17 protein-coding genes are annotated in these 17684 nt (G+C 60.3%); 9 read left to right on the forward strand and 8 right to left on the reverse strand.

The window, feature by feature from the left end; translation table 11 throughout:
- Positions 1–14: 14 nt before the first annotated feature.
- The 4 genes from carB to DevBK_RS02665 all read right to left on the reverse strand — a co-directional run bounded on the left by carB (position 15) and on the right by DevBK_RS02665 (position 6065).
- On the reverse strand, positions 15–3326 hold the full coding sequence (gene carB / locus DevBK_RS02650; protein ID WP_317184380.1) for a carbamoyl-phosphate synthase large subunit: 3312 nt from the start codon (positions 3324–3326) through the stop codon (positions 15–17).
- A gap of 671 nt (positions 3327–3997) precedes the next feature.
- Positions 3998–4366 carry a response regulator gene (locus DevBK_RS02655; RefSeq protein WP_317184381.1) on the reverse strand — a complete coding sequence of 123 codons (369 nt, stop codon included), beginning with the start codon at positions 4364–4366 and terminating at the stop codon, positions 3998–4000.
- Between the two features lie 129 nt (positions 4367–4495).
- Positions 4496–5599 (reverse strand): class I SAM-dependent RNA methyltransferase, encoded by a 1104-nt coding sequence (locus DevBK_RS02660; protein ID WP_317184382.1) that lies wholly within the window; start codon positions 5597–5599, stop codon positions 4496–4498.
- A gap of 40 nt (positions 5600–5639) precedes the next feature.
- On the reverse strand, positions 5640–6065 hold the full coding sequence (locus DevBK_RS02665; RefSeq protein WP_062631678.1) for a hypothetical protein: 426 nt from the start codon (positions 6063–6065) through the stop codon (positions 5640–5642).
- A 182-nt stretch (positions 6066–6247) separates the two neighbouring features.
- On the opposite strand from DevBK_RS02665, the gene motA reads away from it, so the two are divergent.
- The 3 genes from motA (at position 6248) to DevBK_RS02680 (ending at position 8384) form a co-directional block, all read left to right on the forward strand.
- On the forward strand, positions 6248–7111 hold the full coding sequence (motA, locus tag DevBK_RS02670) for a flagellar motor stator protein MotA (RefSeq protein WP_061910835.1): 864 nt from the start codon (positions 6248–6250) through the stop codon (positions 7109–7111).
- Between the two features lie 63 nt (positions 7112–7174).
- On the forward strand, positions 7175–8095 hold the full coding sequence (locus DevBK_RS02675; RefSeq protein WP_317184383.1) for a flagellar motor protein MotB: 921 nt from the start codon (positions 7175–7177) through the stop codon (positions 8093–8095).
- Positions 8096–8210: 115 nt separating this feature from the next.
- On the forward strand, positions 8211–8384 hold the full coding sequence (locus DevBK_RS02680; RefSeq protein ID WP_082461327.1) for a DUF1328 family protein: 174 nt from the start codon (positions 8211–8213) through the stop codon (positions 8382–8384).
- A gap of 53 nt (positions 8385–8437) precedes the next feature.
- Here the strand turns inward: DevBK_RS02680 and DevBK_RS02685 are convergent, their stop codons facing one another.
- Positions 8438–8875, reverse strand: a complete 438-nt coding sequence (locus tag DevBK_RS02685; protein ID WP_061910679.1) for an organic hydroperoxide resistance protein — start codon at positions 8873–8875, stop codon at positions 8438–8440.
- A 114-nt stretch (positions 8876–8989) separates the two neighbouring features.
- On the opposite strand from DevBK_RS02685, the gene DevBK_RS02690 reads away from it, so the two are divergent.
- Positions 8990–9433 carry a MarR family transcriptional regulator gene (locus DevBK_RS02690; RefSeq protein ID WP_317184384.1) on the forward strand — a complete coding sequence of 148 codons (444 nt, stop codon included), beginning with the start codon at positions 8990–8992 and terminating at the stop codon, positions 9431–9433.
- Between the two features lie 35 nt (positions 9434–9468).
- On the opposite strand, the gene DevBK_RS02695 is transcribed toward DevBK_RS02690, so the two are convergent.
- A complete protein-coding gene (locus DevBK_RS02695) occupies positions 9469–11445 on the reverse strand; it encodes a bifunctional 2',3'-cyclic-nucleotide 2'-phosphodiesterase/3'-nucleotidase (RefSeq protein ID WP_317184385.1) in 1977 nt (658 codons plus the stop codon).
- A 264-nt stretch (positions 11446–11709) separates the two neighbouring features.
- Between DevBK_RS02695 and DevBK_RS02700 the strand changes: the two genes are divergently transcribed.
- The 4 genes from DevBK_RS02700 to DevBK_RS02715 all read left to right on the forward strand — a co-directional run bounded on the left by DevBK_RS02700 (position 11710) and on the right by DevBK_RS02715 (position 15089).
- Positions 11710–12633 (forward strand): neutral zinc metallopeptidase, encoded by a 924-nt coding sequence (locus DevBK_RS02700; RefSeq protein ID WP_061910685.1) that lies wholly within the window; start codon positions 11710–11712, stop codon positions 12631–12633.
- A gap of 50 nt (positions 12634–12683) precedes the next feature.
- Positions 12684–13190 carry a cupin domain-containing protein gene (locus DevBK_RS02705; RefSeq protein ID WP_317184386.1) on the forward strand — a complete coding sequence of 169 codons (507 nt, stop codon included), beginning with the start codon at positions 12684–12686 and terminating at the stop codon, positions 13188–13190.
- 71 nt (positions 13191–13261) lie between these two features.
- Positions 13262–13438 carry a hypothetical protein gene (locus DevBK_RS02710; RefSeq protein WP_317184387.1) on the forward strand — a complete coding sequence of 59 codons (177 nt, stop codon included), beginning with the start codon at positions 13262–13264 and terminating at the stop codon, positions 13436–13438.
- Between the two features lie 112 nt (positions 13439–13550).
- On the forward strand, positions 13551–15089 hold the full coding sequence (locus DevBK_RS02715) for a glycosyltransferase family 32 protein (RefSeq protein WP_317184388.1): 1539 nt from the start codon (positions 13551–13553) through the stop codon (positions 15087–15089).
- Positions 15090–15126: 37 nt separating this feature from the next.
- On the opposite strand, the gene carA is transcribed toward DevBK_RS02715, so the two are convergent.
- On the reverse strand, positions 15127–16338 hold the full coding sequence (carA, locus tag DevBK_RS02720; protein WP_062631683.1) for a glutamine-hydrolyzing carbamoyl-phosphate synthase small subunit: 1212 nt from the start codon (positions 16336–16338) through the stop codon (positions 15127–15129).
- A 186-nt stretch (positions 16339–16524) separates the two neighbouring features.
- Here carA and DevBK_RS02725 point away from each other — a divergent pair, with 186 nt between their 5' ends.
- On the forward strand, positions 16525–16983 hold the full coding sequence (locus DevBK_RS02725) for a GatB/YqeY domain-containing protein (RefSeq protein WP_317184389.1): 459 nt from the start codon (positions 16525–16527) through the stop codon (positions 16981–16983).
- Positions 16984–17019: 36 nt separating this feature from the next.
- On the opposite strand, the gene DevBK_RS02730 is transcribed toward DevBK_RS02725, so the two are convergent.
- A complete protein-coding gene (locus DevBK_RS02730; RefSeq protein ID WP_062631684.1) occupies positions 17020–17631 on the reverse strand; it encodes a glutathione S-transferase family protein in 612 nt (203 codons plus the stop codon).
- Positions 17632–17684 lie beyond the last annotated feature (53 nt).

Consider the following 17684-nt stretch of genomic DNA (forward strand, 5'->3'; position numbering starts at 1 on the left):
CGATTGTGGCTGGATTAGACTGCGAAATATTCCTGCAGGGCGCGGACCTGGAGGCTGCCTTGGCGAAGGGCGACGATGCCTTCTACGGCGGCGAGGGCGCCGTCGATGGTCGTGTAGTAGGGGATCTTCGAGTAGAGCGCGGTGCGGCGGATGTCGCGGCTGTCGGAGATCGACTTGAGACCGTCCGTCGTGTTGATCACCAGCTGAACGCCGCCGTTCTTCATCGAGTCGACGATGTGTGGACGGCCTTCGAGGACCTTGTTGATCTTGGTCGCTGGCACATTGTTGTCAACGAGATAGCGCTGGGTGCCGCCGGTCGCGAGGATTTCGAAGCCGGCTTCGACCAGATGGCGGGCCATGTCGACGATGTACTGCTTATCGTCGTCGCGGACGGAGATGAAGGCCTTGCCTGAGGTTGGCACCTTCTGGCCGGCGCCCATCTGGGATTTCGCAAAGGCGATGGCGAAATTGTTGTCGAGGCCGATGACTTCGCCGGTCGACTTCATTTCAGGGCCGAGAACCGTATCGACGCCGGGGAAGCGGTTGAACGGGAACACGGCTTCCTTGACGGCGATGTGCTTAAGCTTCTTCTCGGTGAGATTGAAGCTGGCAAGCGTTTCGCCGGCCATAATGCGCGAGGCGATCTTGGCGATGGGTTCGCCGATGACTTTGGCGACGAAGGGCACGGTGCGCGAGGCGCGCGGATTCACTTCGATCAGGTAGATCTTGCCGTCCTTATAAGCATACTGGACGTTCATCAGGCCGCCGACCTTGAGCGCGAAAGCGAGTTCGCGGGTCTGGCGCTTGAGTTCTTCGATGACTTCGGGCGGCAGGCTCCGTGGCGGCAGGGAGCAGGCCGAGTCGCCGGAGTGAATGCCGGCTTCTTCGATGTGCTCCATGATACCGGCAACGAAAACGTCCTTGCCATCGCAGAGGGCGTCGACGTCGATTTCGATAGCGCCGGAGAGATAGGCGTCGAACAGCAGCGGATTGTCGGAGAGGACAGAGTTGATCTGGCCGGTCCGGTCATTGGGGTAGCGCTGGAGGATATCGGGCGGCACGAGGCCGGTGAGGGTATCCTGAATGTAACGCTCGAACTCGTTCGCGCTGTGCACGATCGCCATGGCACGGCCGCCGAGGACATAGGACGGGCGGATGACCAGCGGATAGCCCAAGCGCTCGGCAACAAGGCGAGACTGTTCAAGGCTGTAGGCAATGCCGTTTTTAGGCTGAGTCAACTCGAGACGGTTGAGCAGCTTCATGAACAGATCGCGGTCTTCAGCGAGATCGATGGAGTCGGGCTGGGTGCCGAGGATCGGCACGCCGGCCTTCTGCACGGCCTCGGCGAGGTTGAGCGGGGTCTGGCCGCCGAACTGCACAATAACGCCATGGAGCGTGCCGTTCTGCTTTTCGCGCAGCAGGATTTCGATGACGTCTTCCTCGGTCAGCGGCTCGAAATAGAGGCGGTCGGAGGTGTCGTAGTCGGTCGAAACAGTTTCCGGATTGCAGTTGACCATGATGGTTTCGTAGCCGGCGTCAGCCAGCGCGAAGGCTGCATGGCAACAGCAATAATCGAACTCGATGCCTTGGCCGATGCGGTTGGGGCCGCCACCGAGGATGACGACCTTCTTGCGGTCGGAAGGACGGGATTCGTCTTCGACCTTGCCGCCGAAGGGGGCTTCGTAGGTCGAATACATGTAAGCGGTTGGTGACGCGAATTCGGCAGCGGACGTGTCGATGCGCTTATAGGCGGGACGCACTTCGAGGCTATGGCGCAGCTTGCGGACATCCGAGGTCTTGACGCCAGCGAGCTGGGCGAGACGGGAGTCCGAAAAGCCCATGGACTTAAGCTGGCGCAGGTTAGCGGCGTCCTGCGGGAGACCGAATTCCTTGACCTTGGCTTCCATATCGACGATGCCGCGCATCTGCTCGAGGAACCACGGGTCGATCTTGCAGGCTTCGAAGATTTCTTCGTTAGTGAGACCGAGGCGCATGGCTTCGGCGACGTGGAGGAGACGGTTCGGTGTCGGGGTGCCGAGGGCGGCCTTGATGGCGTTCTTGTCTTCGCCTTCGCCGAGGCCGGGAATGCCGATCTCGTTAAGGCCGGTGAGGCCGGTTTCGAGCGAGCGAAGGGCCTTCTGGAGCGATTCCTGGAAGTTGCGGCCGATGGCCATGGCTTCGCCGACCGACTTCATGGAAGTGGTCAGGCGGTTGTCAGCGCCGGGGAATTTCTCGAACGCGAAACGCGGGATCTTGGTGACAACATAGTCGATGGTCGGCTCGAAGGACGCCGGGGTGGCGCCGCCGGTGATGTCATTTTCGAGTTCATCGAGCGTGTAGCCGACGGCGAGGCGGGCGGCGACCTTGGCGATCGGGAAGCCGGTGGCCTTCGAAGCGAGAGCCGAGGAGCGCGAGACGCGCGGGTTCATTTCGATGACGACCATGCGGCCATCGGCAGGGTTGATGCCGAACTGAACGTTGGAACCGCCGGTTTCAACACCGATCTCGCGCAGAACCGCCAGCGAGGCGTCGCGCATGATCTGGTATTCCTTGTCGGTCAGGGTCAGGGCCGGGGCGACGGTGATGCTGTCGCCGGTGTGGACGCCCATGGGGTCGATATTCTCGATCGAGCAGATGATGATGCAGTTGTCCTTCTTATCGCGGACAACCTCCATCTCGTATTCCTTCCAGCCGAGAACGGATTCTTCGACGAGGACTTCGTTGGTGGGAGAGGCGTCTACGCCACTCTCGACGATGGCGAGATATTCTTCGCGGTTATAGGCAATGCCGCCGCCGGTGCCGCCAAGGGTGAAGCTCGGGCGGATGATGCAGGGGAGGCCGATGACCTCAAGCGCCTGCAGGGCTTCAATGGTGTTGTGGGCGAGCATGGAGCGCGGGGTTTCGAGCCCGATCTTCTTCATGGCATCGCGGAAGAGTTCGCGGTCTTCGGCCTTATCGATGGCTTCGGCGGTCGCGCCAATCATTTCAACGCCGAACTTTTCGAGGACACCCATCTTGCGCAGCGATAGGGCGCAATTCAGCGCCGTCTGGCCGCCCATGGTGGGGAGGAGCGCATCGGGACGTTCCTTCTCGATGATTTTTGCCACCACTTCGGGGGTGATGGGCTCCATATAGGTCGCGTGCGCCAGATCCGGATCGGTCATGATCGTCGCTGGATTGGAGTTCACCAGGATGATCCGGTAGCCTTCTTCCTTCAGAGCCTTGCAGGCCTGGGTGCCGGAATAGTCGAACTCGCATGCCTGCCCGATGATGATGGGGCCCGCGCCGATGATCAGGATCGATTTGATGTCGGTACGTTTTGGCATGGCGCTCGCTCTCTAACAATTTGGAAGCGGGCGAGGGGAGGAATCGCCCGGACACACCTGTCCGCGCGAAACCCGCACGGCAACTGAGCGCTGCAACGCGGGGAAGAAGACCGAACATGGTGGTTAGGTGGGCTGTCTAACCGAAGAGTCGCGGGAAGGGAAGGGGCCGAGTGCTTTGCGGTGCGTTTGTCCATGGCTCTCCGCGTTCGGCGTGGAGAATGGATACTGCGGGACGATTGGAGAGCGCAGTGAAACTGCGTGTTGCGGTCCACCTTAGCGGCAAATCGAGAATTCTATGTGCAGGATTTGCACGACCAGCGAGATTAGCTTCTGTCATCCCTGCCTAATCTTTGCCCAAGAATGACCCAAGAGTGGTCCAATACCTGCCTTGTTAGGCGCCTCACATGGGCGTGATCAAAAGTCGATCATTCATTGTATGAGGTATATATGAAGAACTTGCGATTTGCTGCTCTGGCAGTTGTCACGGCTATGGCTCTTGCGGCTTGTGGTGGGGATGCTCCGCCGCCTGCAGATGCACCGTCGAACACCACGACCACTCCAGCACCGGCGACTACGCCAGCAACGCCTCCGGCAACGACGCCGGCGACACCGCCAGCTTCCCAGTAAGCGGCTTCCCATTTGCCCCGGCTTCGGCCGGGGCTTTTGCTTATTTAGGCTGCTGTCGCCATTTTCTGGCTGTGTAGGGCGGCAAGAACGGCATCGAGGCTATAGGGCTTGGGCACGAAAATAGCGCCCGTAGGCAGATCGGCCGCTGTTGGAATAACGCCGCCGGAGACGACCACGATCGGCAAGCCAGGTCGCGCCTGCGCAGCAAGCCGCGCGAGGGCCAGACCATCAGGGCCAAGCCCAAGTTCGATATCGGTGATCATTGCGGTGATCGTATCATCGACCAGACGCGCAGCAGTTGCAGCGGTCGTCGCCGATACCGGGGTGTAACCCATCTCCTCAAGCTGATCGCACAGATCAAGCAGAAGCAGTGGACTGTCTTCGACTACCAGGATCTTGGAAAGATTCGACATCGGCTTCCCCTTTCGCACAGACATAAAGGGAAGCCCGTGGAAAGCTGAACGTTGCATGCGGTGGTAGCATGGCTGTCAGTATGGTTAGGATTTTACTAAAATCGTATCGAATTGAACTTGCGGCTCTACTTAGAGCTGCGATCGATAGAGTGCGACGCGAATGCCGCCATGGAGCACCGGGGGCAGGGGCGGCTCGAATTTGAGGCCCGTCGCTTGGGCAAGGGACTTGTCGGCCGTGATGATGCCGACGCGCCAGCCAGCAAAGCGTGTTTTGAGCACTTTGCCAAGGGTGCGGTGAAGGCTGACCAGCGGGGCTTTGTCGCCAATGCGCGTGCCATAGGGTGGGTTGAGGATTACGAGGCCGGACGGGCCGGCTGGCGGCTCGAGTTCTTCGATGGATTTTTGCTCGAAGCGGGTGATGGCGTCGACGCCGGAGCGCGTGGCGTTTTCGTTCGCCATGCGAATGGCGCCAGCGTCGCGGTCCGACCCGTGAAACAGAACCGACGGCGTGAGAGTGGAGGTGTCGGGGCGCAGTGCGGCGAAGGCCTTGGCGTCGAAGGAGGGGAGGCTTTCAAAGGCGAAACTGCGCTGGCGGCCGGGGATGAGGCCAGAGGCGATTTCGGCGGCTTCGATGACGAAGGTACCGGAGCCGCACATGGGGTCGAGCACGGACTCGATGCCATCAAAACCGCATTGGCGCAGGAACATGGCCGCCATAGTTTCGCGCATGGGGGCTTTGTTGACCGCTTCCTTGAAACCGCGTTTGTGGAGCGACTCGCCGGTGGTGTCGATGCTGAGGGTGACGAGGTCGTCTTCGATGCGGACCATGACGCGGAGGGCGGCGTCCTCAGTGATCGGTGCGCCGAACTCTTCGGCAATGGCGGTGGCGACACGTTGGGCGGCGGCGCCTGCGTGGTAGATGCGGGAGCGCTTGCAGCTCGCTTCGACGCGGAGGGGGACATTGCGGCTTAGAAAATCACCCCACGGGATTTTTCGCGAGCGCTTGTCGAGTTGAGCCAAGTGCATGGCGCGGAATTCAGCGAAGCGCGCAAGGATGCGGGTGGGGCCGCGGAGGACGAGATTGGCGCGCCAGACGTCGGCCCAGGTGCCCTCGAAGGTGACGCCGCCATCGGTGACGCGCGCCGAGGCGAAGCCATTTTCGAGCGCCTCTTCGCAAAGAGGCGCTTCAAGGCCGGGGGTCGAGACGAGATAGATGGGGAAGCTGGCGGTCATCCGTCTGACCTAGCTTGCACATCCCTTGGCCGCAATGGGCTCAGTTGTTGATCGAGAAAATGCCCCACTGCGTATCCGCGCAGGAATCGTCGAGGCAGACATTGGTGATCCACATGGCGCCATTGGCGAGGCCGACGCCCTCGCTGGTGACGATCAGATCATCGACATCCTGAGACGCGACTCCGTCGATCGTTTCCTGGGTGACGAGGGTGTCAAAGTTGTCTTCGAAATCCTGCTGGCTGAGGATGTCGTAAGTTTCGCCATTGGCATTGATGGTCAGCGGATAGATGGCGAAGGCGGCAAAATCGACCGGATTATAGGTAGATGCCTGCTGAACGTCCGAGAAAAGCTCGAAAAATCCGTCGGCATTGCCGTGAATATTCTCGATGTCGGCATAAACCTGCTCTTCGCTGGCAAAGGCTGGGCTGGCAATAAGCAGGGCTAGAGCCGCGATGGCAAGGCGCATAAACTGTTCTCCGGGACCTATATCGGCTGGGTGCGGCAGATTTGCTTCAAATCGCGGCGACTACAAGACGGGCGGCAAAATATACCGCCCGTTAAGCGTAGACCGCCATTATGGCCCTGTCGGAGATGGCAGGCCTGGTCTGCTCCCCCCGCGAGTTTCAGTATTGCGTCAGGTCGGGTTCGATGCGTCTCATTATCGGTGTTATCTTTGTCTTTGCCTGCGTTCTCGGCGGCTATGCCGCAATGGGCGGGCACGTCGAAGTTCTCTGGCAGCCCTTCGAATTCGTCATCATTCTGGGTGCCGCGATCGGCGCCTACATCATCGGCAATAGTGGCCGGGTGTTGAAGTCGACCATCGGCATTTTCGGTACGCTGTTCAAAGGACCGCGCTACAACAAGGCGGCCTACGTAGAATTGCTTGGCCTGCAGTTCAGCCTTTACAAGCTGATCCAGGCCAAGGGTGTGCTGGCGATCGAGCCGCATATCGAAAACCCGCACGATTCCGAGCTGTTCAATCGCTTCCCAACCTTTGCCAAGAACCACCACGCAGTGGAATTCATGTGCGACTATCTGCGCATGGTGACCATGGGCACGAACAATGCTCATGAGATGGAAGCGCTGATGGACGAGGAACTCGAAACCCATCACCAGGAGCAGGAACAGCTCGTCGGCGCCATGCAGGCGCTGGCGGACGGTACGCCGGCTCTCGGCATCGTGGCCGCCGTGCTCGGCGTTATCAAGACCATGGGCGCCATCACCGAGCCGCCGGAAGTTCTCGGCCACCTCATCGGCGGCGCTCTCGTCGGTACTTTCTTTGGCGTGTTCGTCGCCTACGGTTTCTTTGGCCCGATGGCGCAGTCGCTGCGCGGCATCTTTGAAGCTGAATCGAAGTATTTCCTTTCCATGAAGGTTGGCCTTCTCGCCCATATCAGCGGCCAGCCGCCGGTTATGGCTGTCGAGTTTGCCCGCAAGGCGCTGATGAGCGATGTGCGCCCGACCTTCAACGAGGTCGAAGAGGCCACTGCAGCCCTCCCGGCTGCGACCTGATCTAAATCTTTCGAGTAACGCGCCGCCCCGAGGGGCGGCGCAGTAGTTTTCTGCGGGGCGGCCATGGCCAATTTCGAACAGCCAATTATCATCAAGAAGGTCAAGAAGGGTGGTCACGGCCACCATGGCGGGGCTTGGAAAATCGCCTATGCCGACTTCGTGACGGCCATGATGGCCTTCTTCCTCCTCATGTGGCTCATCAACATGACGACGGCGGAGCAAAAGCAGGGCCTCGCCGACTACTTCTCGCCACCATCGATCAGCCTTTCCTCGAGCGGGGCAGGCGGGGTCATGGGCGGGCAGGCCATGGACAATGAAGGCGCGAGCATGTCCGGCTCGGCTTCCGACATCACGGCCAAGGAGCCGGCATCGCCGTCTGACGCCACCACGGGTGAAGCCGAGAAGGCTGTGGGCGGGCAGGCCAAAGAGAATGGTAGCGAATTGCAGGCGACGAGCGATTCCGAATTCAATCTCAAATCGGTGGATTCGCAGGAATTCCACTCGGCTGCGGCGAGCATTCGCCAGGCTTGGCAGTCCATGCCCGAGCTGACCCCGTTCATGGATAACCTGATGATCGAAGAGACCGAAGATGGTCTCGATATCCAGATCGTCGACCAGCAGGGCCGTCGCATGTTCCCCGAGGGTTCGAAATATCCGCTGGAGACGACGCGTGCGGCGATTGCCGCGATGGCGCCCTATCTGCAGCAGCTCAATGCGCAGATGACGATTTCGGGCCACACGGCTGCCGGTGGTCGCTACGAAAATCCGCGTTATGGCGCCTGGGAGCTTTCGGCCGATCGCGCCAATGTCGTGCGGTCGACCTTGGGTGAATTCGGGCTGAGCGATGATCGGATCAAGTCGGTGTCGGGCCGGGCGACGGATGAGCCGTTCTTCCCGAACGATCCCTATATGGCGGCCAATGAGCGCGTGAAGATCACCGTGATCAAGACTGCGCCGCCCGTGCCGATGAGCCTCAAGCCATAGGACTGTGGCATCTCTATTTTTCTGAGCTTTTTGCGGCTCAGGAACGATAACATACTGGAACGCTGCGCAGTGCGCGGCGTTCTTCTTTGCAGAGTTCTATTCTGCGAGAAGCGTCATGTTGCAGTTGTTGCTTATTCTGATCGTTGTCGCCGTCGTATCGGGCGCCATGGGCTTCACCGGCGTCGCGGCTGGTGCGGCAGGCCTTGCCAAGATCATCTTCGTTTTGATGCTGCTCGGCATCGGTCTCATCGTCATTCTGGCGATGATGGGGCTGGCCATTTTGTTCTGAAAATTAGCTGCAGCCGGAGAGAAGAAAGGGCGCCTTGCGGCGCCCTTGGTGTTTTAGGCAACGGTCAGCGTGACGTCGACATTGCCGCGGGTGGCGTTGGAATAGGGGCAGACTTCGTGGGCCTTGTGGACCAGGGATTCTGCGTCTTCCTTGGAAAAGCCGGGGAGGTTGACCTTGAGCTCGACCGCAATGTTGAAGCCCTTGGCGCCTTCATTGGCGTTTTCGCCGAAGGAAACGGAAGCGTCGATCGTGGTTTCGTCGGGAACCTTGATCTTTTCGCCGCGGGCAACGGCCTTCAGCGCGCCGAGGAAGCAGGCGGAGTAGCCGGCTGCAAAGAGCTGCTCAGGATTGGTGCCCGGGCCATCATTGCCGCCCATGGCCTTGGGGGTGTCGAGCGTTACGGCGAGACGACCGTCATCGGTCTTGCTGGTGCCGGTGCGGCCGCCGGTGGTGTGGGCGTGGGCGGTATAGACTGCAGACTTGATCGACATGTTTTGCTCCTGTGAGAGGGCTGAAATCTCGTGACACTGAATGCAATAGCGCACAATTAAATTGCGCGCAATAGAAATTTGTGGGATAGGTTGGATCGAAGTTGGAGAGGGCGCATGGTTATTAAAAAGATGCCGACGATCGACCAGATGCTGTGCTTTGCCATTTATTCGGCCGGACACGCCTTCACGCGTTTCTATAAGCCGCGGCTGGACGCGCTCGATCTCACCTATCCGCAATATCTCGTCTTCCTCGTGCTCTGGGAGAAGGACGACATCACGGTAAAGACCTTGGGCGAGCGATTGTTCCTCGATTCCGGCACGATCACCCCATTGGTGAAGCGGCTTGAGGCGCGGGGGCTGGTGAGCCGCGAGCGCGATAAGGTCGATGAGCGGCAGGTGCGGATCAAGCTGACGGACGAGGGGCGGGCGATGGAAACCAAGGCATTGGCCATCCCACTGGCGGTCGTCGAAGGGACCGGTGGATCGCTCGAAAGCATCGATGCGCTCCGGCAAGAGCTGGATGCGCTGCGGGAGCGGCTGGATGCTGCGGTGCGATAAGGGAAGGGGAGCCAGCGGCTCCCCTTTTTGTTGGCTTAGAGCGTGATGCGATAGATGCCGAAACCGTCTTCGTTGGTTTCGCCTGTCGCTTCGATCTTGATCGCTGTGACATCATCGACGTGTTCGGCAGCCTTGGGGCCGGTGGCGAAGAGGACGGTGGTGTCGGCGATGGGACCCAGAGACCAATTGCTGTCCGCCTTGGGATCGATCGTGCCGTTTTCGATGATGTAGCGCACGATGATGTCGCGGTTGGTATCTGGTCCCTTGAAGACGATCACATCCGAATTGATGTTCGGGAAGGTGCCGCCGCCGCCAGCGCGATAGTTGTTGGTCCCAACGACAAACTTCTGAGCTGGATCGACCGGCTTGCCGTCATACATCAGATCGACGATGCGGTTGGCATCGGGGTTCGGTTCTTCCTTGCCATCGGAAGAGTATTTCGAGGGCTGGGTGAGGTCGATCTTGTAGGTGACGCCGTCGATGACGTCGAAATTGTAGGACGGGAAGTCGAGATTGATCAATTCGGCATCTTTGGCGCCGGCTTCGATCTGGTTGAAGATGCCTGCCGAGCGTTCGAGCCAATTCTTGACGTCGGCGCCGGTGATGACAACGGCCTGGATCGTATTGGGATAGAGATAGAGATCGGCGACGTTCTTGATGGCGACCGGGCCCACAGGGACGTCGGTGTAATAGTCGGGACCGCCACGGCCGCCCGACTTGAAGGGAGCCGCCGCCGAGAGGATCGGCAGGCTTTCCCATTCTGTGCCCTTCATCATCTGCTCGATATACCAAGTCTGGGCCTGGCTCACGATCTGGACGGACGGATCATCGGCAACGAGGGCGAAATAGGAATAGAGCGGGGCGGCGGTTTCGCCGACCGGGCGGCGGATGTAGTCGAGCGTTTCCTGATGTTCATCGCCAACCGCGCTGACGATTTCGGCTTCGTCTTCGACGAGCGGCTGCACCTTGCCATCGACGCGCTCGGAGATCGGGCGGGCCTCGGAGGTGTGCGAAGCGATGGTCCACTTGCCATCGGCGTCCTGCTCCAGGAGGAGGTCGATGAGGCCCATATGGCTGCCCCAGAAGCCGGGCATGACGGCCGGCTTTCCGGCGAGGGTGCCGGCGGCAATGTCGACGCCTTCGATGCCTTCATAATCGGGGCCGGGGAAGACGAGGTGCTGGTGGCCGGTCAGAACGACGTCGATGCCTTCGACGCCAGCAAGCTGCAGCGAGGCATTTTCGGCGCCAGTCGTCTGGTCGGAGGCGATGCCGGAATGGGAGAGGGCGACGATGATGTCGGCGCCTTCTTCCTTCATGCGCGGCACGTAGGCCTTGGCGGTTTCGACGATGTCGCGCGTGTTGACCTTGCCCTCAAGGTGCGTCGCGTCCCAGGTCATGATCTGGGGCGGCAGGAAGCCGATGAGGCCGACCTTGATGGTCTTGGTGGCGCCGGAGCCGTCGGTCAGTTCCTTTTCGACGATGCGATAGGGCGTGATGTAAGTGTCGTCGCTAAGCGCATCGGCTGCGAGGTCGCCACGGACGAGGTTGGCGGAGACGAAGGGGAATTCGGCGCCTTCGAGAGCCTTGTCGAGGAATTCGAGGCCGTAGTTGAATTCGTGATTGCCAAGGGTCGCGGCTTCATAGCCCAGCGTGTTCATTGCAGCGATAATCGGGTGGACGTTGCCATCGAGGCCTTTTTCATAGGCGATGTAGTCGCCCATCGGATTGCCCTGGATGATGTCGCCATTGTCGAGCAGCATGGAATTGCCGGCTTCGGCGCGGATGGCTTCGATCAGGCTGGCGGTGCGTGCGAGGCCCATCGTGTCATTGGGCGCGTCGGCATAGTAGTCATAAGCAAGTGCCGCGACGTGTAGATCGGTGGTCTCGATGATGCGCAGATGGGCCTGATTGGCTTGCGCATGGACGGCAAAGGGGTGCATCGCCGCGATGGCTCCTAGACTGGCGGAACCGGCGAGAAAGGTACGGCGGGATATCCTCGGGTGAAAATTCATCGACTTCTCCAAGTATTTGCCATTGTTTCCGGAAGTGCACCTCCGGTTGCCGGTTAACCGGCTATGGCCGCTCCCAAAAAAGGGCGAGACCTGCTCTTGCCTCCGTTCGGTGACGGTGCCGTGACGGCGGCGGAGGGAGGCTAGGATTGTTTTACCAGGCGGTCAATTTATGACATTGCGATGACAGCGAACGACAGGATGCAACCTGTTCCCACCCTTGTCTCTTGTTGGTAGCAATAACAGCGTTGTGAAGGGGCAATCTCCATGAAATGGCGTGGGCGCGAGCGCAGCAGCAATATCGAAGACAGACGCGGGCAGGCGGGTAGTTCCGGCGGCTTTGGCAGCTCGCCATTCGGCCGTGGTGGTGGCATCCGACTGCCGACGGGTGGCGGCGGTGGCTCGCGCGGCGGCATCGGTGGCATCATTGGGATCGTTGTGTTGCTCGGCATCGTCTGGCTGGTCACGGGACAGAACCCGATGGACATGCTGGGCGGCAGTTCGGGCGCCGCGCCATCGAGCACGACATCACGCCAATTGCCGGCCGAAGGTCAGGACGAGATGGCCGATTTCGTCGGCGTCGTCGTCAAGGAGAACGAAGATCTCTGGAACCAGGTGTTTGCCGCTGCGGGCGAGACATACACCGAGCCGCAGGTGGTGCTTTACACCAACCAGACGGATTCCGGTTGCGGCACTGCGGATTCGCGGATGGGTCCGTTCTACTGCCCGGTCGATTCCAAGGTCTATATCGATCTCAGTTTCTACGATGAGCTGCGCCAGCAGTTTGGCGCGCCCGGCGATTTTGCGCAGGCCTATGTGCTTGCCCATGAAATCGGGCATCATGTGCAGAACCTGACCGGCGTGCTGCCTGACTTCAACGAGCGTCGGCAGAGCATGAGCGAAGAAGAAGCCAATGCCTATTCGGTGCGCGTGGAACTGCAGGCCGACTGCTATGCCGGCGTCTGGGCGAACTTTGCCGGCGAGCAGAACCTCCTGGAATCTGGCGATATTGACGAAGCGCTGAACGCTGCCGAGCAGATCGGCGACGACAAGCTGCAGGAGCGGATGCAGGGCTATGCCGTGCCCAAGACGTTTACGCACGGCACGTCAGCGCAGCGCCGCACCTGGTTCGAGCGCGGGTATCGGTCGGGCGAGCCCAACCAGTGCGATACGTTCTCGGGCAATATCTAGGCGAACCCTTGGCCGGGCGACGCGTTGCGTCTTCGGCCAAGGAGTTTTGAATGCAGGGCAATCTCGCTGATATCGCCATCGAGCATTTTGCCGATGATGGGACATTTCCCAACAATAGCCTGCCGGTGATCATTTATCGGCGGGCGGTTGCTGAGCCGTCACCCGAGGCGATGGAGGCGCTTTTCGACGTTAATGGCTGGCCGAGTGCTTGGCGCTATGGCGTCTACGATTTCCATCATTTTCATTCGACAGCGCATGAATGTCTTGGCGTGGCACGCGGTTCGGCGCGGCTACAACTTGGCGGGCCGGAGGGACGGGTGTTCGAGGTGACCGCTGGCGATGTTATGGTTCTGCCAGCGGGTGTCGGGCATAAAAATCTCGGATCGAGCGCGGACTTTCTGGTGGTAGGTGCATATCCGCCAGGGATGAGCGCCGATTTGTTGAAGGGCGAGCCTGGCGAGCGGCCGGGGGCGGACGAATGCATCGCCCAGGTGGCCTTGCCGAAAACCGATCCGGTGGGCGGCCAAGCCGGTCCGCTGCTGAGCAAATGGGGATGAACTAGGAGCGCATTCGTGATGGACCGCTTTGGGTGGCTCAAGCATTTCCTTCAGACTGAAGGAGATTGCAAATGAGCAAACCTAAAGAGACGAATACCGCTCAAGCCAATGACACCCATCGCGCCGAGGCTGACCGCCGGCCATTGCCTGACAAGGACAAGAAGGCCGCCTCGGGATCGCGCGACGAGGATTTACCGGGCGCCGAGGGTCCGCTGTCCGCTGGCGCGAATGAAGATACGTATGACTAGCCTGATAGCGTAATAGGGTCGGCTTTAGCCGCCTGACCGTCACGGGTGAGATAGTGGTGGCCGCGTAGGGCAGGGTTGGGTAAACCCTGCCTAGTTTTACGCATGGGCCGCCATGATCCCCAAAATCCTGCACTTCACCTGGAAATCCACTGACCTGCCGCGGCAGATGCAAACCTATTACGATGCATGGCGCAGCCTGCATCCGGATTGGGATATCCGGCTTTGGACCGACGAAACGATGCGGGGTTTCGTTAAAAAAACATATCCCGATTTTCTCGCCACCTATGACGCCTATCCCAAGATGATCCAGCGAGCGGACGCGTTCCGCTATCTCGTGCTTGGAGCGCTGGGTGGCGTTTATGCAGACCTTGATGTCGAGCCATTCCGGCCCATCGATGAACTTCTGCAGCATGAGTGTTTCCTTGGGATTGAACCGCTCGAACACATCTTTCCCGATCGCCATCATCAGGGCGTGCCGTTTCTGATCACCAACGCCTTTATGGGCTCGGTCCCGAGGCATCGGCTTTGGCTGGATATCATCGCGAGAATGCCGTCGCTGTTGGATCAGGAGACGTTTTATTCCACGGGTCCATCCATGGTGACGGCAGCGGTTTTGCGGCTGCCGCGTAATGAGCGGCCGACATTGCTGTCGCCAAGGGTGTGGTCGCCATTGCTCGTTGATGGGCGGAAGACTGGGACAGATGCCGAAGCCGTCGCCTTGCTCGAGCCGGTCGCTCCAGTGGTTTCGAGGGCGGAGCCAATGGTGTCGCATGTGTGGATGACGACCTGGGTGCCTTGGCACAAGCGGAGCAAGCGGTTCAATGCGTTGTTTCAGGCGCCGACGCGGGCCAAATGGCAGTTCAGGCAGTTGGCCAATCCGTCGTTGGCCAAGGTGGTCATTTCCGATCCGCTGCATCTCTATGTCGATCAGAACATCCGTCCGTCGGCGGATCGACCGAGTGTTCACGTGGCGGTTCGGCTCGGAGATGGCGTCCTGTCGGAGGGATTGGCGGAAGCGTTGATGCACCTCGATTATCCGCGCGATCGCTTGGCCATCACGCTGCATGTTCCTGGTCGCGCGGATGTCCGGGGTCTGGACGCGCTGGTGGCGGAGAAGGGGCTGAATGCGGTGATCGTTGCGGGAGATTATGCAAGCGTCGCGGCGCGGGATAATGACATTTTGGACAGCCATGGGCCGGGGGCCGACTGGGTGCTGCTGGTCGACGGGCCCATTCAGGACTTTCCGCCTGATGCGATCCAGAGGATGCTGGGCGTAGAGCGGCCCGTGGTCTCAGCCAATGTCGTCGACGAAACCGGGGCGCCGGGCGATGACCAGTTGTTCCGATATGAAAAAGCGGCGCCGTTCAAGGTGCTTTACAAGGATGGCGGCAGAGATGGCGCGGTGCGCCGTGACCGAGCGTTCCGGACTTATCTTGGGCATCAGAAGGCGTTTGCCGTCTTGCCGTTGGATGGAGTTGGGGAGAGCTTTGTCCTGATCGAGCGGGCGGTAATTGAGGCGGGCGTACGCTTCGCGGAGACGCCGTACAAGCTGCACCTTGGCGCCGAGGCGTTTGGCATCATGGCGCGGGATCGGGGCTTTGAAGTTTGCGGGCTGACCGAGCTCGAAGTCGTACGCAGCAACCAGAATTGAAAAGGGCAGCGCTTTTGGCGCTGCCCTTTTCAATGCTTTAGGCGGCTTCGCCGGGTGCCTTGTGCTCGGGCAGCTCTGCCAAGCCCTTTTCCTTGCGCACCAGATTGAGGAAGCGCGTGAAGAGGTAGTGGCTGTCCTGTGGGCCGGGGCTGGCTTCAGGGTGGTACTGCACCGAGAAGATTGGCTTGCCATCGACGGCGAGGCCGGCATTGGAATTGTCGAACAGCGAGATATGGGTCTGGGTGACGCCAGCCGGCAGGCTTTCGGTGTCCACGGCAAAGCCATGGTTCATCGAGGTGATTTCCACTTTGCCCGTCGTCAGATCCTTGACCGGGTGATTGGCGCCATGGTGGCCCTGGTGCATCTTGCTGGTCGTGCCGCCGAGGGCAAGGCCGAGCAACTGGTGACCGAGGCAAATGCCGAACATGGGCTTGCCCGTTTCCATCAGCTTCTGAATGGTCGGGACGGCATATTTGCCCGTCGCCGCCGGATCGCCAGGGCCGTTGGACAGGAATATGGCGTCGGGATTGTGCGCGAGCACGTCGGCAGCTGTCGCCGTGGCCGGGACGACGGTGACCTTGGCCCCTTGATCGGCGAGGCAGCGGAGGATGTTGCGCTTCGCGCCGTAGTCGATGGCGACGACGTGGAAATCTGGCTTCTCGACTGTGCCGTAGCCCTTGTTCCACTGCCAGCTGGTCTGGTCCCAGTGGTAGGTCTGGGCCGTGGTGACTTCTTTGGCGAGGTCGAGGCCTTCAAGGCCCGGAAACGCATTGAGTTCGGCCTTGATGGAGCCTTCGTCGAACTGGCCGGTGGGCTCATGGGCGATGACGCCATTGGGCATGCCGTTTTCACGGATGCGCGCGGTCAGGGCGCGGGTGTCGACGCCGGCAATGCCGATAATGTTGCGCTTCTTGAGCCAGGCATCGAGCTTTTCGGCGGCGCGGTAGTTCGAGGGGTTGGTGATGTCTGCCTTGAGGACGACACCCCGGACGCCCGAGAGCGCGGCCATGTTCACCGTTTCGATGTCTTCATCGTTGGTGCCGACATTGCCGATATGGGGGAAGGTGAAGGTGATGATCTGGCCGGCATAGGAGGGGTCGGTGAGGACTTCCTGGTAGCCGGTCATCGCCGTATTGAAGCACACTTCGCCTGCGGCATGGCCAACTGCACCAATGCCATGGCCCTCAAGGCGCGTGCCGTCAGCCAGAATAAGAACTGCGGTCGCGGGGGATTGCTGCCAGCCGGTCACGGTCGGTCTCCATGCTTGGTTCGTCGGTTCGCGCGCACAGGCAAACGGGGTGAGCCGCTACAGTGGGTGCGAGGGATGTCGGTTGAGGCCTCCTCTTAGAAGGCCAAGCCGGAGAGCGCAAGTGGCGCAGTCCGCGTTTCATGCCTATATGGGGGCAAGAATCTGCCTGGCAAGGAGCACACCAAGATGCGCGAAACGATCAGCGAATGCCTCAAAACCGCACTAAAAGCCCGGGATCAGCGGCGTACGGCGACGCTGCGCGCCATCAATGCGGCCATCAAGGACCGCGATATTGCCAATCGCGGCGATGGCAAGGGGCCGGCGACCAACGACGAAGTCCTCGCGATGATTCAGAAGATGGTGAAGCAGCGCGAAGAGAGCTTTGCCATCTATGCCCAGGCCGGCCGCGCCGATCTCGCGACGGTGGAAAAGGAAGAGATCGATATTCTCAACGAGTTTCTGCCCAAGCCACTGACCGAGGAAGAAGTCGCTGCGGCCATCACGGCGGCCATTTCTTCCAGCGGCGCCGAAGGTCCCAAGGACATGGGCAAGGTGATTGCCGAGCTCAAGGCGAACTATCCCGGACGAATCGACTTCGGGAAGGTGAGCCAGCAGGTGCGAAGCGCTCTTGCAGCGCAGGGTTGATGGAATGTGGGGCGCCGAGAGGCGCCCCTTTTCGTTTCAGGAAAGCCCGGCGAATGGTTCGCGCCAGGCTTCGATCTCGTTGAGGCGATCGTGCCAGGCGCGGATGTTGGGGAAGAGATCGAGCGGGATCAGGCCGCGCTCGGCATAGGGCAGGGCCGAGGCGACGCGAAAATCGGCATAGGTCAGTTTGCCGCCGACAAGCCAATCGCGGTCCGCAAGCGTTGAATCGAGGATCGCGGCGGAGCGCTTGAAATCATTCGTCGTATCTTCAACGACCTGCGGATCCGGATCGCCCATGAACGACTTTGCGGTGTGGTTGTGCCAGACGAGGGCCGCACCGGCATTGGTGAAATGGTGGGCGCTCCAACTCACCCACATCATAATCTCGACAGCGAATTCATCGGGCCAGAAGGCACCACCGGCAAGGCGGGAAAGGCGCAGCGAAATGGCATCGGCTTCCCACAGCGGCTTGCCATCTTCGACGAGCAGCGGGGCAAGCGAATTGGGATTGAGCGGCAAGAATTTCTCGCGGTCGGCGCCCATCGGCTCGTAGCGGATGTAGTCGACTGGTGACTTGAGATGGCGCGCGACGGCGACCGCGACGCGCGGGTTGATGTTGTGCGTATAGTAGAGCGTTCTTTCAGTCATAAAATCCTCCTAGTGCCGCCTCTTCAGAGCTCGCTTTGCACAAGCTTACTCCA

The organism is Devosia sp. BK (assembly GCF_032907385.1).
Lineage (GTDB): Bacteria > Pseudomonadota > Alphaproteobacteria > Rhizobiales > Devosiaceae > Devosia.